The 15,343-nt window shown below is 72.7% G+C and carries 11 protein-coding genes and 1 tRNA gene; 10 read left to right on the plus strand and 2 right to left on the minus strand.

Features of this window, described 5'->3' with window-relative positions; genetic code table 11:
- Positions 1-59 precede the first annotated feature (59 nt).
- The 3 genes from gltB to pyk all read left to right on the plus strand — a co-directional run bounded on the left by gltB (position 60) and on the right by pyk (position 7,729).
- Complete coding sequence (gene gltB, locus ACUW6W_RS04030; protein ID WP_135019267.1) at positions 60-4,712, plus strand: glutamate synthase large subunit; 4,653 nt, start codon at positions 60-62, stop codon at positions 4,710-4,712.
- Positions 4,705-6,165 (plus strand): glutamate synthase subunit beta, encoded by a 1,461-nt coding sequence (locus tag ACUW6W_RS04035; RefSeq protein ID WP_049147616.1) that lies wholly within the window; start codon positions 4,705-4,707, stop codon positions 6,163-6,165. The genes gltB and ACUW6W_RS04035 overlap by 8 nt, the downstream gene beginning before the upstream one ends.
- 76 nt (positions 6,166-6,241) lie before the next feature.
- Positions 6,242-7,729 carry a pyruvate kinase gene (gene pyk / locus ACUW6W_RS04040; protein ID WP_010078753.1) on the plus strand — a complete coding sequence of 496 codons (1,488 nt, stop codon included), beginning with the start codon at positions 6,242-6,244 and terminating at the stop codon, positions 7,727-7,729.
- Between the two features lie 18 nt (positions 7,730-7,747).
- On the opposite strand, the gene ACUW6W_RS04045 is transcribed toward pyk, so the two are convergent.
- Entirely contained in the window at positions 7,748-8,344 is a 597-nt protein-coding gene (locus tag ACUW6W_RS04045; protein ID WP_010078752.1) for an ANTAR domain-containing response regulator, read from the minus strand.
- A 177-nt stretch (positions 8,345-8,521) separates the two neighbouring features.
- Between ACUW6W_RS04045 and ACUW6W_RS04050 the strand changes: the two genes are divergently transcribed.
- The 7 genes from ACUW6W_RS04050 to ACUW6W_RS04080 all read left to right on the plus strand — a co-directional run bounded on the left by ACUW6W_RS04050 (position 8,522) and on the right by ACUW6W_RS04080 (position 14,787).
- Positions 8,522-8,603, plus strand: a tRNA-Leu gene (locus ACUW6W_RS04050).
- 70 nt (positions 8,604-8,673) lie between these two features.
- Positions 8,674-11,547, plus strand: coding sequence for a DUF4040 family protein (locus tag ACUW6W_RS04055; protein WP_044658966.1), 2,874 nt, complete (start codon positions 8,674-8,676; stop codon positions 11,545-11,547).
- Positions 11,544-11,975, plus strand: a complete 432-nt coding sequence (locus ACUW6W_RS04060) for a cation:proton antiporter subunit C (RefSeq protein ID WP_010078750.1) — start codon at positions 11,544-11,546, stop codon at positions 11,973-11,975. The genes ACUW6W_RS04055 and ACUW6W_RS04060 overlap by 4 nt, the downstream gene beginning before the upstream one ends.
- The gene (locus tag ACUW6W_RS04065) at positions 11,972-13,642 is read left to right on the plus strand and encodes a monovalent cation/H+ antiporter subunit D family protein (protein ID WP_010078749.1); all 1,671 of its coding nucleotides are present in this window, start codon (positions 11,972-11,974) and stop codon (positions 13,640-13,642) included. The genes ACUW6W_RS04060 and ACUW6W_RS04065 overlap by 4 nt, the downstream gene beginning before the upstream one ends.
- Positions 13,643-13,680: 38 nt before the next feature.
- Positions 13,681-14,115, plus strand: a complete 435-nt coding sequence (locus ACUW6W_RS04070) for a Na+/H+ antiporter subunit E (protein WP_252411503.1) — start codon at positions 13,681-13,683, stop codon at positions 14,113-14,115.
- Positions 14,112-14,396 (plus strand): monovalent cation/H+ antiporter complex subunit F, encoded by a 285-nt coding sequence (locus ACUW6W_RS04075; protein WP_127435056.1) that lies wholly within the window; start codon positions 14,112-14,114, stop codon positions 14,394-14,396. The genes ACUW6W_RS04070 and ACUW6W_RS04075 overlap by 4 nt, the downstream gene beginning before the upstream one ends.
- A 13-nt stretch (positions 14,397-14,409) precedes the next feature.
- Positions 14,410-14,787, plus strand: coding sequence for a cation:proton antiporter (locus ACUW6W_RS04080; RefSeq protein ID WP_041102700.1), 378 nt, complete (start codon positions 14,410-14,412; stop codon positions 14,785-14,787).
- A gap of 31 nt (positions 14,788-14,818) precedes the next feature.
- Here the strand turns inward: ACUW6W_RS04080 and ACUW6W_RS04085 are convergent, their stop codons facing one another.
- Positions 14,819-15,337, minus strand: coding sequence for a PaaI family thioesterase (locus ACUW6W_RS04085; protein ID WP_127435055.1), 519 nt, complete (start codon positions 15,335-15,337; stop codon positions 14,819-14,821).
- Positions 15,338-15,343: the final 6 nt, after the last annotated feature.

Genomic DNA, 15,343 nt, shown 5'->3' on the forward strand with positions numbered 1-15,343 from the left:
GTGCGTCGGGGCCAGCGCCGTCCCCGTCCGAGCCCCTGCTCTCCGGAAAGGACGGCACCATGCCCGTGGCATCCTCGCCCGCCTCGGCCCCCCGCGCGGGGGGACCGGTGGATCCCTTCGTCCGCTATGCGGACATCCCCGCCGCCCAGGGCCTCTACGACCCGTCCCGGGAGACCGAGAACTGCGGCCTCGCCGTCATCGCCACCCTGCGGGGCACCCCGGGCCACGACATCGTCCAGCACGCGCTGACCGCCCTGCGCGCGCTCGAGCACCGCGGGGCGGTGGGCGCCGACGAGGGCACCGGCGACGGCGCCGGCCTGCTGACCCAGATCCCCGACGAGCTGTTCCGTGCCGTCGTCGACGCCGAGCTGCCCCCCGTGGGCGAGTACGTCGCCGGCACCGCCTTCCTGCCGCCCGTCGACGGCGAGCGCGCCGAGGCGAAGGAGGCCGTCGAGCGGCTGGCCGAGGAGGAGGGGCTGCAGGTCCTGGCGTGGCGCGAGGTGCCCACCGACCCCTCGGCCCTGGGCGTCGGCTCCCGGGCGGCCATGCCCGCGTTCGAGCAGCTGTTCCTGTCCCTGGCGGACGGTCAGGACGGCACCGAGCCGGGGCAGTCGCTGGACGTGCGGGCGTGGCGGGTGCGCCGCCGCGCCCAGTCCCGCGCCGGCGTCTACTTCCCCTCGCTCTCGTCCCAGACGATCGTCTACAAGGGCATGCTGACGACGGCCCAGCTGGAGCCGTTCTACCCGGACCTCTCCGACGAGCGGTTCACCACCCGGCTGGGCGTGGTCCACTCGCGGTTCTCCACCAACACGTTCCCCTCGTGGCCGCTGGCCCAGCCGTTCCGCACCATCGCGCACAACGGCGAGATCAACACGGTCAAGGGCAACCGCAACTGGATGCGCGCCCGTCAGGGCCAGCTCAAGCACCCGATGCTCGGCGAGGTCCCCGAGGACCTGTTCCCGCTGATCAGCCCCATCGGCTCAGACTCGGCCTCCTTCGACGAGGTCGCGGAGCTGCTCATGCTCTCCGGGCGCCCGCTCACCCAGGCGATCATGATGATGATCCCGGAGGCGTGGGAGAACCACGCGACCATGGACCCGGCCCGCCGCGCCTTCTACCAGTACCACTCCATGCTCATGGAGCCCTGGGACGGACCGGCCGCCGTCGCCTTCTCCGACGGCACCCAGGTGGGCGCCGTGCTGGACCGCAACGGCCTGCGCCCCGCCCGCTGGTGGGTCACCGACGACGGCCTCGTCGTCCTGGCCTCCGAGGTCGGCGTCGTGCCGATCGAGCCCTCGGCGGTGGTGCGCAAGGGGCGCGTGGCCCCGGGGCGCATGTTCCTCGTGGACACCGAGCAGGGCCGGATCATCGGCGACGACGAGATCAAGGCCGAGGTCGCCTCCGCCCAGCCGTGGGAGGACTGGGTGCGCCAGAACCTCCTGGACCTGGAGTCGCTCCCCGAGCGCGAGCACGTCCGCCACACCTCCGAGTCGATCCTGCAGCGTCAGCGCATCTTCGGGTACACCTCGGAGGAGCTGCGCATCCTCGTCGGGCCGATGGCCCAGACGGGCGCCGAGCCGCTCGGTGCGATGGGCACGGACACGCCCATCGCCGTCCTCGCCAAGCGGCCCCGGCTGCTCTTCGACTACTTCGTGCAGTCCTTCGCCCAGGTGACGAACCCGCCGCTCGACGCGATCCGCGAGGAGCAGGTGACCTCGATGCGCACCGCGATCGGCCCGCAGGGCAACGTGCTCTCCCTCGAGCAGGTGCGCACCCGCCAGGTCGACGTCCCGTTCCCCGTGATCGACAACGACCAGCTGGCCCGCATCCAGCACCTGCGCGACGCCGACGGCACCCGCCTGACCCTCAAGGTGAACGGCGTGTACCGGGTGGCCGGAGGCGTCGAGGAGCTCCGCGCCCAGCTGAAGGCGATCTGCGAGCAGGTCTCGGCCGCCGTCAACCGCGGCGTGGAGTACGTGGTGCTGTCCGACCGCGGCGCCACCGCCCAGTGGGCGCCGATCCCGTCCCTGCTGCTGACCTCCGCCGTGCACCACCACCTGCTGGCCTCGGCCAACCGCACCAAGAGCTCGCTGATCGTCGAGGCGGGCGACGTGCGCGAGGTCCACCATGTGGCCGTCCTGCTCGGCTACGGGGCCTCCGCGGTCAACCCGTACCTGGCCATGGAGTCCGCCGAGGAGCTCGTGCGCACGGGAGAGGTCTCGGGCGTCACCGCCGAGCAGGCCGTGGCGAACCTGATCAAGGCGCTCGGCAAGGGCGTCCAGAAGATCATGTCCAAAATGGGCATCTCCACGGTCGCCTCCTACACCGGCGCCCAGACGTTCGAGGCGCTCGGCCTGTCCCGGCGCTTCGTGGACCGCTACTTCGTGGGCACCACGAGCCCGCTCGACGGCGTGGGCATCGACGTCGTCGCCGCCGAGATCCAGGCGCGCCACGAGTTCGCGTATCCGCCGGACGGCAACGACATCAACCCGTACCGCGAGCTCGAGGTGGGCGGCGAGTACCAGTGGCGGCGCGAGGGCGCGCCGCACCTGTTCAACCCCGAGACCGTGTTCCGCCTCCAGCACTCCACGCGGGAGCGGCGCTACGACGTCTTCAAGGACTACACGCGTCGCGTGGACGACCAGGCGGAGGAGCTCATGACCCTGCGCGGGCTCATGCGCCTGCGCACGGGCGAGCGGCCGCCGGTGCCCGTCTCCGAGGTGGAGCCCGTCGAGTCGATCGTGCGCCGCTTCTCCACCGGCGCGATGTCCTACGGCTCCATCTCGCAGGAGGCGCACGAGACCCTCGCGATCGCCATGAACCGCCTCGGCGCCCGCTCGAACTCGGGCGAGGGCGGCGAGGACCCCGAGCGCCTGCTGGACCCGGAGCGCCGCTCGAAGATCAAGCAGATCGCCTCGGGCCGGTTCGGCGTCACCAGCCTGTACCTGGCCACCGCGACCGACCTGCAGATCAAGATGGCCCAGGGCGCCAAACCCGGCGAGGGCGGCCAGCTGATGGGGACCAAGGTGTACCCGTGGGTCGCCCGCACGCGGCACTCGACCCCGGGCGTCTCCCTGGTGTCGCCGCCGCCGCACCACGACATCTACTCGATCGAGGACCTGGCGCAGCTGATCCACGACCTCAAGCGGGCCAACCCGACCGCGCGGGTCCACGTCAAGCTCGTCTCCGAGTCCGGCGTGGGCACGGTGGCCGCGGGCGTCGCCAAGGCGCGCGCCGACGTCGTGCTCATCTCCGGCCACGACGGCGGAACGGGCGCCTCCCCGCTGAACTCCCTCAAGCACGCGGGCACCCCGTGGGAGATCGGCCTGGCCGAGGCGCAGCAGACGCTCATGCTCAACGGCCTGCGCGAGCGCGTCACCGTCCAGGTGGACGGGCAGCTCAAGACCGGCCGGGACGTCGTGATCGCCGCACTGCTCGGGGCCGAGGAGTTCGGCTTCGCGACCGCCCCGCTCGTGGTCTCCGGCTGCATCATGATGCGCGTGTGCCACCTGGACACGTGCCCCGTGGGCGTGGCCACCCAGAACCCCGAGCTGCGCGCGCGCTTCACGGGCAAGCCCGAGTTCGTCGTCAACTTCTTCGAGTTCATCGCGCAGGAGGTCCGCGAGCTGCTCTCGCAGCTGGGCTTCCGCACGCTCGACGAGGCGATCGGCCACCGCGAGCTGCTCGACGTGGACGCGGCCCTGCACCACTGGAAGTCCGAGGGCCTGGACCTCTCGGGCATCCTCGCGGACCCCTCCGTCGGCCGGCGTCCGGGCCACGAGGACGCGCCCATGCGCCGCACCACCGAGCAGGACCACGACCTCGCCTCCCACATCGACCACCGGTTCATCGCCCGGCTGGGGGACACGCTCACGACGGGCACGCCCGTCGTGATGGACGAGGCCGTCGTGAACACGGACCGGTCCGTGGGCACGCTGCTGGGCTACCACGTCACGAGCACGCGGCTCGCCGACGAGCTGGACGACGACACGATCACCGTGCGCCTGACGGGCGAGGCCGGCCAGTCCCTCGGCGCCTTCCTGCCCGCCGGCGTCACCCTGCGGCTCTCGGGCGACGCCAACGACTACGTCGGCAAGGGCCTGTCGGGGGGACGCGTGATCGTCCGCCCCGACGCCGAGGCCCCGTTCGTGGCCGAGGAGAACACCGTGGCCGGCAACGTGATCGGCTACGGCGCCACCTCGGGCCAGCTGTTCCTGCGCGGCCGCGTGGGGGAGCGGTTCCTCGTGCGCAACTCCGGCGCCACCGCGGTGGCCGAGGGCATCGGCGACCACGGCCTGGAGTACATGACCGGCGGTGAGGCGCTGATCCTCGGCGAGACCGGCCGCAACCTCGCCGCCGGCATGTCCGGCGGGCGGGCCTGGGTGCTGGACCTGGACCGGGAGGACCTGAACCCACTCGCCGTCCGCGAGGACGCCCTGATCCTCGAGGCGCCGTCCGCGCAGGACCGGCTGCGGATCGCCGAGCTGCTGGAGCTGCACCGCGCGGAGACGGGCTCCGCCGTCGCCGCCGCGCTGCTCGCCGACCTGCGGGCCGGCGGGGACGCCGCCGACGCCGCGTGGGACCGCTTCACGACCGTCCTGCCCCGGCAGTACGACCTCGTGCTGCGCACCCGTCAGGCCGCGACGGCCGAGGGACTCGACCCGGACGGGGAGGCCGTCTGGGACCGACTGCTGGAGGTGACCCGTGGCTGATCCGCGCGGATTCCTGAAGAACCGGGAGCGCGTCGAGCGCCCCACGCGTCCGGTGCCGGTGCGCATCATGGACTTCAAGGACGTGTACGTCCGCCAGGACGAGGCGATCGTGCGCACCCAGGCCGGCCGGTGCATGGACTGCGGCATCCCGTTCTGCCACTCCGGGTGCCCGCTGGGCAACCTCATCCCGGAGTGGAACGACCTGGTCCGGCGGGGACGCTGGGCCGAGGCCGCCGCGCGACTGCACTCGACCAACAACTTCCCCGAGGTCACCGGGCGGATCTGCCCCGCCCCGTGCGAGGACTCCTGCACCCTGGGCATCAACCAGCCCGCGGTCACCATCAAGCAGACCGAGGTGGCGATCGCGGAGCAGATCTTCGACAACGACTGGCTCGAGCCGGTCGTGCCGGCCCGCCTGAACGGCCACACCGTGGCCGTCGTCGGCTCGGGCCCGGCGGGACTGGCCGCGGCGCAGCAGCTCACCCGCGCCGGCTTCACCGTGGTGGTCTACGAGCGCGACGAGCGCCTCGGCGGCCTGCTGCGGCTGGGCATCCCGGACTTCAAGCTGGAGAAGGACGTCCTGGACCGGCGCCTGGCGCAGATGGAGGCCGAGGGCACCCGGTTCCGCACCGGCGTGGAGATCGGCGTCGACCTGCCCTGGGACCAGCTCAAGGCCCGCTTCGACGCCGTGATCGTGGCGACCGGCGCCCCCGTGGCCCGCGAGCTGCCCGTCCCCGGCCGCGGCCTCGACGGGATCCACCTCGCCATGGACTACCTCGTGCAGTCCAACCGCGCGGTCGCCGGCGACGAGGTCCCGGACCAGATCTCCGCCGAGGGGCGCCACGTGGTGATCCTCGGCGGCGGCGACACGGGCGCGGACTGCATCGGCACCGCGCACCGCCAGGGGGCGGCGTCCGTGACGACGCTGGCGATCGGCCAGCAGCTGCCGGTCGAGCGCCCCGTCCACCAGCCGTGGCCCACGATCCCCAAGGTCCACCAGCAGACCACGGCCGACGCCGAGGGCGGCGCCCGCGCGCACCTTGCCTCCACGGTCGAGTTCCTCGGCGACGAGCACGGCCGCGTGCGCGCCCTGCGCGTGGCGGAGACCGAGTACCGCGAGGACGGCACGCGCGGGCCCAAGGCGGGCACCGAGCGCGAGGTCCAGGCGGACCTGGTGCTGCTGGCGCTGGGCTTCACCGGCATCGAGGAGGGGCTGCTCACGCAGCAGCTCGGCGTGCACGTGACACGCGGGCTCGTGGCCCGGAAGGACGGGTACGAGACCGACGAGCCGGGCGTGTTCGCGTGCGGCGACGCCGGGCGCGGCGCCTCCCTGGTGGTCTGGGCCATCGCCGAGGGGCGTGCGTGCGCGCAGGAGGTCGACGAGTCGCTCGAGCGCTGGTCCCGACTGCCGCACCCCGTGGACCCGGACGACCGCGGCCTCGTCCTCGGCTGAGTCCTCCGTCTCATCTTCCGACGCCACGCGGGCCCGCCCTCCACCGAGGGCGGGCCCGCCCCCTATCGTGGGTCGCATGCGACACGCGAAGATCATCGCCACCTTTGGGCCCGCCACCGACTCCGACGAGACCACCCGCGCCATCATCCGCGCGGGGGCGGACGTCGTCCGCCTCAACATGAGCCACGGCGACCACGCGGTGCATGAGACGTCCTACGAGCGGGTGCGTCGGCTGAGCGTGGAGGAGCGGCGCCCGGTCGCGATCTTCGCGGACCTCCAGGGCCCCAAGATCCGCCTCGGCCGCTTCACCGACGGCCCGCATCTGCTCGAGAGGGGCGATCGGATCACCATCACCACCCGGGACGTGCCCGGGACCCGCGAGCTGGTCGGCACCACCCACAAGGGGCTGCCCGGGGACGTCGCCCCCGGTGACGTGCTCCTGGTGGACGACGGCAAGGTGCGCCTGCGCGCCGTCGAGGTCACGGACACGGACGTGCTGGCCGAGGTCGAGGTGCCGGGCATGGTCTCGGACAACAAGGGGATCAACCTGCCCGGCGTGGCGGTGAACGTGCCGGCCCTGTCCGAGAAGGACGAGCGGGACCTGCGCTGGGCGCTGCGCACCGGCGTGGACATGGTGGCGCTGTCCTTCGTGCGGGACGCCGCGGACGTGGACCGGGTGCACGAGATCATGGACGAGGAGGAGCGCCGGGTCCCGGTCATCGCCAAGATCGAGAAGCCCCAGGCGGTGGAGAACCTCGAGGCCATCGTGGACGCGTTCGACGCCATCATGGTGGCCCGCGGCGACCTCGGCGTGGAGCTGCCGCTCGAGGACGTGCCCGTGGTGCAGAAGCGCGCAGTGGACCTCGCCCGCCGCTGGGCGAAGCCGGTCATCGTGGCCACGCAGGTGCTCGAGTCGATGATCGACAGCCCGCGCCCGACGCGCGCCGAGGCCTCGGACTGCGCCAACGCCGTGCTCGACGGCGCGGACGCCGTCATGCTCTCGGGCGAGACCTCGGTGGGCGCGTATCCGGTCGAGACGGTCCAGACGATGGCCCGGATCATCGAGTCCACCGAGACCCACGGCCTCGAGCTCATCCACCCGCTCGGCTCGCGTCCCCGCACGCGCGGCGGCGCGATCACCCGGGCCGCCGTCGAGGTCGCGAACCAGCTCGAGATCCCGTTCCTCGCCACGTTCACCGAGTCCGGCGACTCGGCCCGTCGGCTCAGCCGCCTGCGGCCGCGTCAGCCGATCTACGCGTTCACCCACCACGAGCACACGCACAACATCCTGTGCCTGACCTGGGGCGTCTACCCGAAGATGGTCCCGTTCCAGGACTCCACGGACAAGATGACCCTCCAGGTGGAGCAGTCGCTCACATCGGAGGGCATCGCCCAGCACGGCGACCTCGTGGTCATCGCCGCCGGGTCCCCTCCCGGGGCCGTGGGCTCCACGAACACGCTGCGCGTGCACCGCGTGGGCGACGACGCCGCGGGCGGCTCGTCCGCCGCCTCGCCGCAGACGCGCGAGCCGGTCGGCTTCTGGCCGGCCCGCTCCCCGCTCTGACGAGCGCGCGGGCGCCGCTCAGCCGACCTGGTCGATGACGGCCTGCGCGACCTCCCGCATGGTCAGGCGCCGGTCCATGGAGGTCTTCTGGATCCAGCGGAAGGACTCGGCCTCGGTCAGGCGCATCCGCTCCTGGAGCAGCGCCTTGGCCCGGTCCACGATCTTGCGGGTCTCCAGGCGGTCGCCCAGGTCCCGCACCTCGGCCTCGAGGCTGCGCAGCTCGTCGAAGCGGGCCACGGCCAGTTCGATGGCGGGGACCAGGTCGGCCTCGGTGAAGGGCTTGACCACGTAGGCCATGGCCCCGGCGGTCCGGGCGCGCTCCACCAGCTCGCGCTGGCTGAAGGCGGTCAGCATGACCACGGGGGCGAGCCGTTCCCCGGCGATCTCGCCCGCAGCCGCGATGCCGTCCATCACGGGCATCTTCACGTCCATCACCACGATGTCCGGGCGGTGCTCGCGCACGGCCTCGACGGCGGCGCGGCCGTCGCCGGCCTCGGCGACCACCCGGTAGCCCGCCCCGGTGAGCACCTCCACCAGGTCGAGGCGGATGAGGGTCTCGTCCTCGGCGACGACGGCCCGCAGGCCGGTCTCCTCGGGAGGCGTCAGCGTGGACACGGCAGCTCCTTCGCGCGGGCCGGGACGGCGTCGGTGCGGCGCCGCTGGTGGTCCACCAGGCTACCGTGCGCGATGAGTGCGGCGCGGGCGCGGCGGCGGTGACCCCCCCGCCGGAAGGCCGGGGACGCCGGGTCGGGGCGCTGATAGGGTGATCGAGTCCCGCCTCCGGGCGGCACTGCCCGAATGGTGGAATCGGTAGACACGCCGCACTCAAAATGCGGTGCCGAGAGGCGTGTGGGTTCGAGTCCCACTTCGGGCACCGTCGGCGCGCGGCCACCCGCCGTGGGCGCCGTGTCCGTGACCGATCGACCCGAGATGAGTGGTGTCCTGTGCTCCTGACCAGCCTCCTGCTGACCCTCCTCTCGGTGGTGGCGGCCGTCCCGGCCTCCCGGGCGCTGGGCAGGGACGCGGGCTGGGTCCTGGCCGCACCCCTGCTGGCCGCGGCCGGCGTGCTGATCGCGGCGTGGACGGGCGACGTCCGGACGGAGCACCATCCGTGGATCCCCGCGGTCGGGGTGGACCTCGACCTCCGGCTGAACGGCCTGGCCCTGGTGTTCGCCATGATCGTCCTCGTCATCGGCGCCGCGATCCTCGCCTACTCCAGCCGGTACCTCAGTCGGGACCGCACGGAGAGCCGACCCGGCTCCTTCTACCTGCTGATGACCGCGTTCGCGGCGTCGATGCTGCTGCTGGTGCTCGCCGACAACATCGTGGTCCTCTTCGTCGCGTGGGAGTTCACCTCCTTCACCTCCTTCTTCCTCATCGGGCGCTCGGGGGACCATGCCCGCGACCCCGCGATCCGGACCCTGCTCGTGACCGTGGGCGGCGGCCTCGCGCTGCTGGCCGCCGTCGCCCTCATGGCCGTGCGGACCGGCACTGCCTCGCTGTCCGGGGTGTTGGCCTCGGACGTGTGGTCCGAGGCGGGCTTCACCACCACGGTCGCCGTCCTGCTGGCGGTGGCCGCGTTCACCAAGTCCGCCCAGTTCCCGTTCCAGGCGTGGCTGCCGGACTCCATGGTGGCCATCTCCCCGGTCTCCGCCTACCTGCACGCCGCGGCGATGGTCAAGGCCGGCATCTTCCTGCTGCTGGTGTTCAGCCCGGTCCTGGCCGGGAACCCGGTGTGGTCCGCGCTGTTGATCGGCTCGGGCCTCATCACGGCCCTGCTGGGCGCCGTCTCCGCGATCCGTCGCCACGACCTCAAGGGTCTGCTGGCCTACTCCACGATGAGCCAGTTGGGCCTGCTGGTGACCGCCATCGGCATCGGCACCCCCGTCGCGCTTACCGCGGCGATCGTGCACACCGTGGCGCACGCGCTGTTCAAGTCGGCGCTGTTCATGCTGATCGGCGTGGTCGACCACGAGGCCGGCACCCGCGACCTGCGAGAGCTCGCGGCCCGCCACGTGCGCATGCCGGTCACCGGCACGGCGATCGCCGTCGCCGCCCTGTCGATGGCGGGCATCCCGCCGCTGTTCGGCTTCATCTCCAAGGAGGGCCTGGTCGAGGCCGCTCTCGGGACCCCCGGTCCCGCATGGCTCCCCGTCCTCGTCACCGCCGGCATCGCCCTGACCTCCGTGTTCACCGTGGCCTACTCCGGCCGTCTCGTGCTCGGCGCCCTGGGCCTCTGGGGTCCAAGCCCGGACGGGGCCGCCCATTCGTGGCCGACCGGCCGGGAGGACGAGGTCCACGAGGCTCCTGCCACCTTCTGGGGCGTGCCCGTGCTGGCCGCGGCCGCGGGCGTGGCCCTGGGCCTGCTGCCCGGTGTGCTGGACACCCCCGTCTCCTACGCGGCCGAGGCCGCCTCCGGCGCGGAGGTGCACGCGCACCTGGCGCTGTGGCACGGCGTGAACACGGCCCTGCTCGTCTCCGCCGCCATCATCGTGCTCGGTCTGCTGCTGGTGGCCTTGCGCCGCCCGGTGGAGCGCGTGGCCTCCCACGCCGCCCTGCCGTTCTCCGCCCTGGATGCGGTGGACGAGGTTCGGCACCGGCTGATCGGCGTCGGCGCGGTCGTCTCGCGCGCCTCCGGCACCCTGGCTCCCCGCCCCCACCTCCTCATCCCCGCCCTGGTCCTGGGGCTCCTCGCCGTGGCCGGTGTCGCCACGATCGAGGATTTGCCCGCCGTCGTCGGCCAGCCCTCGCGCTGGCACGACTGGGTGCTGGTCGTCCTGGTGGGTGCCGGCGTGATCGCCACCATCCGCGCCAAGACGCGCATCGCCGCCATGGTGGTGGTCGGCGTCGTAGGGTTCGGCATGACCCTGTGGTTCCTCACCCTCGGCGCCGTGGACGTGGCCCTGACCCAGCTGATGGTCGAGGTGCTCACGGTGTGCGTCATGGTGCTGCTGCTGCGCCGCCTGCCCGCCCGCTTCAGCGACGAGCCGACCCCGCGCAGGATGCAGGCGGTCCTCGCCGCCTCCGTCGCCGGCGTCGCCGCGACCCTGGGCGTGCTCGCGTTCACCGGCCGCTCCAGCATGTCGGAGATCGCCCACTTCTACCTGACCCAGAGCTATGCCCAGGCTGGGGGGACCAACGTGGTGAACGTGATCCTCGTGGACTTCCGCGCCGTGGACACGTGGGGCGAGATGACCGTGCTCGGGGCGACGGCGCTGACCATCGCGGCCCTGTTGCTCAACCGTCGGCCGACGCCTCCACAGCCCTCCGCCGTGGACATGCGCTCCCCACTCGCCCACGTGCGCGAGAACCTCGTCCACATCCGGGTGTTCGGCCGTGTCTTCGGCGTGCTGATCATCCTGCTGTCCGCGTTCCTGCTGCTGCGCGGGCACTACGAGCCCGGCGGCGGCTTCATCGCCGCACTGGTCGCCGGTGCCGGCTACGCCCTGCTCTACCTGGCCGCCGACTCGGACACGGCCCCGGAGTTGCGGTGGCCGTACCTGGCCTTCATCGGCTCGGGCATCGCCGTCGGCACCGCGACGGGGATCGTCGGTTACCTCACCGGCAAGGGCTTCCTCGGAGCCGCGGGAGTGAAGGTCCTGGACTACGGGCTCTCCACCACGCTCGCGTTCGACATGGGCGTGTACCTGGCCGTGATCGGCCTGATCGTGGCCGCGTTCTCCCTGCTCGGCCCCGAGCGGCCGGGTGAGGACCCGCTCCGCGCCTCGAGCCGTGACCCCGGCGTCGCGCCGGCGGCCCCGTCCTCCGATCCCTCGGCCCCGACCACCACGACTGCACGAGAGGAGGTCACCCGATGACCGTCGCCCTTACCGTGGGACTTCTGACCTTCGGCGCGTTCTACCTGTTCTCCAAGCGCGAGCTGCTGCGCGTGATCCTCGGCATGGTCCTGCTGGGCCACGCCGCCAACCTGGCCATCATCGCCGCGGGCGGCACCGACCGCCGCGGGCTGCCCTTCGCGGGGACCTCAGACGTCGAGGTGCAGGCCGATGCCCTGCCGCAGGCCTTCGTCCTGACCGCTATCGTGATCGCCTTCGCGATCACCGTGCTGCTGCTCGCGCTGGCCGTCACCGGGCGCGCGGACGACGCGGTGGCCTCGCCGGGGGAGACCCGCGACTCCCTGGAGCAGGCCGCCGCCGACGCACGCTTCCCGCGCGAGGAGCGGCACGCCGCGGCCGGCCGGATCGCGCAGCACTACGCCGGCCAGGGCCCGGAGGTGCGTCGATGAGCGCCGTCCCGCTGGGCCAGCTGCTGCCCCTCTTCGCCGCCGTCCCGCTGCTGTCCGCCGGTCTGCTCGTGCTGGCGGGGGAGCGTCCCCGCCTCCACCGGGCAGTCCTGTTCGCGGTGCTCGGACTCGTCACCACCGGCGGGCTGGCCCTGGGCGTCCACGCCCTCGACGGGTCCGTGCTCGCCACCTCGCTGGGCGGCTGGCCCGGGGGCATCGGGATCGGCTTCGCAGCGGACATGCTGTCCGCCCTGATGCTCGTGCTCACGAGCGCCCTCACGATCGTGGGCGCGGCGTTCGCCTACGGCTCCCGCGTCGCTAACTCCCAGTTCTTCGCCCCGCTGCTCCTGATCCTCATCGGCGGAGTCAACGGCGCCCTGCTGACGGCGGACCTGTTCAACCTGTTCGTGTTCATCGAGGTCATGTTGGTGCCCAGCTACGGCCTCTACGTCCTCTCCGCCAACCGCCGTGAGCCCCTGCGCCGAGTGGACGGGGCGCGGCTGTACGTCACCCTCAACCTGCTAACCTCCACGATCCTCCTGGTCGGCGTCGGCTTCGTCTACGGGCTGACCGGCTCGGTGAACCTCGCGATGCTCGCCGGGTCCGCCGCGGCGGACCCACGCATCGCGATCGCCGCGGGCATGGTGCTGTTCGCACTGTCCATCAAGGCCTCGGTGGCCCCGCTGCACGGCTGGCTGGCCTGGGCGTACTCCTCGACCTCCCCGGCGGTGACGGCCCTCTTCGCCGCCCTGCACACCAAGGTCGCCGTGTACGGGCTCTACCGGATCTACTCCGTCATGTACGACGGCGATGCGCGTCTGCTGCCGCTCATCCTGGTCCTGTCCCTCGCCACCCTCGTGGTGGGTGCGCTCGCCTCGGTCGGTGAGCACGGTGTGCGCGCCGTGTTGTCGTGGCAGATGGTGAGCGGCATCGGCGGCATCCTCGTCGGACTCGGGCTCTCCACGCGCCTGGGTCTCGCGGCGGGCCTGTTCTACCTCGTGCACCACATGGTGGCGATGGGCTGCCTCCTGATGGCGGCCGGCGCGATCGAGGTGCGCTACGGCACCGGCCGTCTCGCGGACCTGCAGGGCCTGGCCCGGCGCGAGCCGCTGATCGCCGTCGCCTTCTTCGTGGGCCTGCTCTCCCTGGTCGGCATCCCGCCCTTCTCCGGGTTCGTGGGCAAGCTCATGCTCGTCAGCGCCGGCCTGGACGCCGGCCGCGGTGTCACCGCTGCGCTGGTGCTGGGCGCCTCCCTGGTGAGCCTGTGGGCTCTGCTGCGGGTGTGGGACGCCTGGTTCTGGGGCGCTCCGACGGCCCCACACGGGCACCGCGAGCGCCTGGCCACCGCGGCCATGCCCATCGTGGGCCGGGCGGGCTCCGTGCCGTCGCCCTCCGGCCGCGGCTCGAGCACCGACCACGAGCGCACCGAGTCGTGGGCCTCGCAGGAAACCCTCGATCCGCCCACGGGCGTGCTGCCGGTGACCGTGGATCCGGACGAGGACGTCACGCGCTCCCGCATCCCAGGCCGGCTGGCCGCCCCCGCCGTCGTCCTAGCTATGGCCACCCTCGCCCTCGGGCTCGGCGGTCAGGCCCTGTGGACCGTCACCGACCTCGCGGCTCAGGGCCTGATGGACCCCAGCAGGTACATCGAGGCGGTGCTCAACCCATGAGCACCGCACTCCCGCAGCCTCCGGAAGGAGACGCCCCCATGCACACCGTCGCCCCCGCCGACGGGACCGTCGACCTGACGCCCGGCACGGCCTCCGCCGTGTCCTGGCCTTGGCGGTGGCTCGTGTTCTGGTGCTGGTACGCGTGGGCCCTGGTGACCTCTTCGAAGGCGGTCATCAAGGACCTCGTCACCCCCGGCGTCCAGGCGCGCTCGGGCATCGCCCGCGTGCGCAGCAACTGCCGCACGGACGCCGAGGTCACCCTGCTCTCGGCGCTGATCACCCTGACGCCCGGCACGTTGACGCTGGGCACCCGGCGTGCCGGCGCCGTCGGTGACGAGGACGGTGACCCGGACGCGCGGCGCCTGCTCTACGTGCACGGCCTGTACGCTGACGACGCCGACGCCCTGCGCGCGGAGATCCACGACATGGAGGCGCGCATGCTCCACGCGATGCGGAAGACGGGGGTGGCATGATGCCCTTCGCCTACGACTGGTCCCTGGTGGGGATCGACCTGGCCATCGCGCTGCTGACCGTGTCGGCGCTCGTGTCCGCGTACCGGATCGTGGTGGGCCCGCTCGACGCGGACCGCGCGGTCTCGGGCGACCTGCTCACGTTCAGCGTGCTCGGGATGCTCGTGCTGTTCGGCGTCCGGGCGGACAACCCGTGGACGTTCGACTTGGTCCTGATCGCCGCGGTCGTGGCCTTCCTGTCCGGCATGTCCCTGGCCCGCGCGCTCACGCGCGGCGAGCGTTGAGGAGGTCGCACCCGTGGACGTCGTCCTGACCGCCGCCGGCTCCGTGCTCGTGGTGATCGGAGCCCTTGCGTTCGTCACCGCGGGACTCGGTCTGATCCGGTTCCCCGACCCCTACACCCGCGTCTCCGCCGTGGGCACCGCCGGCGGCGTCGGGATGATCCTGATCGTGGTGGGCGCCCTGCTACTGGCCCCGGGGGTGGCCGCGTTCGTGAAGGTGGCCCTGATCCTGGTGCTGCAGCTGGGCTCGGCCTCGGTGGCCACCATGGCCCTGGGCCGCTCGGCCTACCTCACTGGGGTGCCCATGAATCCGGGGCACTACGACGAGCTCGCCGAGGATACCCCCGGCCGCGAGGGTGGCCGAGCGGCCCCGCGCCTTCCGGACATGGACTGAGGCACGGGCCGGCCCGCCCGGGCGGCGTGCCTCAGCGCGCGTCGAGGAGCATGTTCGTCATGCGCACGGTCGAGAGCCGCCGGCCCTGCTCGTCCGTCATCACCACCTCATGGGTGACGAGGGTGCCGCCCAGGTGGACGGCGGTCGCGGTGCCGGTCACGAGGCCCGAGCGGACGGCCCGGTGGTGCGTGGCGCTGATCTCGACCCCGACGACGTTGCGGTCCGGCCCGGCGTGGATCTTCGCGGCCATCGAGCCCAGGGACTCGGCGAGGACGAGGTGGGCGCCGCCGTGCAGCAGCCCGACGGGCTGCTCGTTGCCCGCCACGGGCAGCGTGGCGACGGCGCGCTCGGCCGTGAGCTCGAGGAAGCGCAGACCCATCTTCTGGGCGAGGGGGCTGATCGCCGCGCCGCCGAGGGCGGTGACAAGCTCGGGCGTCAGACCGGCCTCGGCGCAGGCCGCCTCCAGCTCGGCGGGGCTCAGCTCGGGGGTGACGCCGGGGCGGTACACGCGCTCGGAGGCGGCGGGGGTGGTCTCGGTGTGCTCACTCATGAGCAC

The sequence above is a fragment of the Micrococcus sp. 093350064-1 genome, from assembly GCF_053627955.1.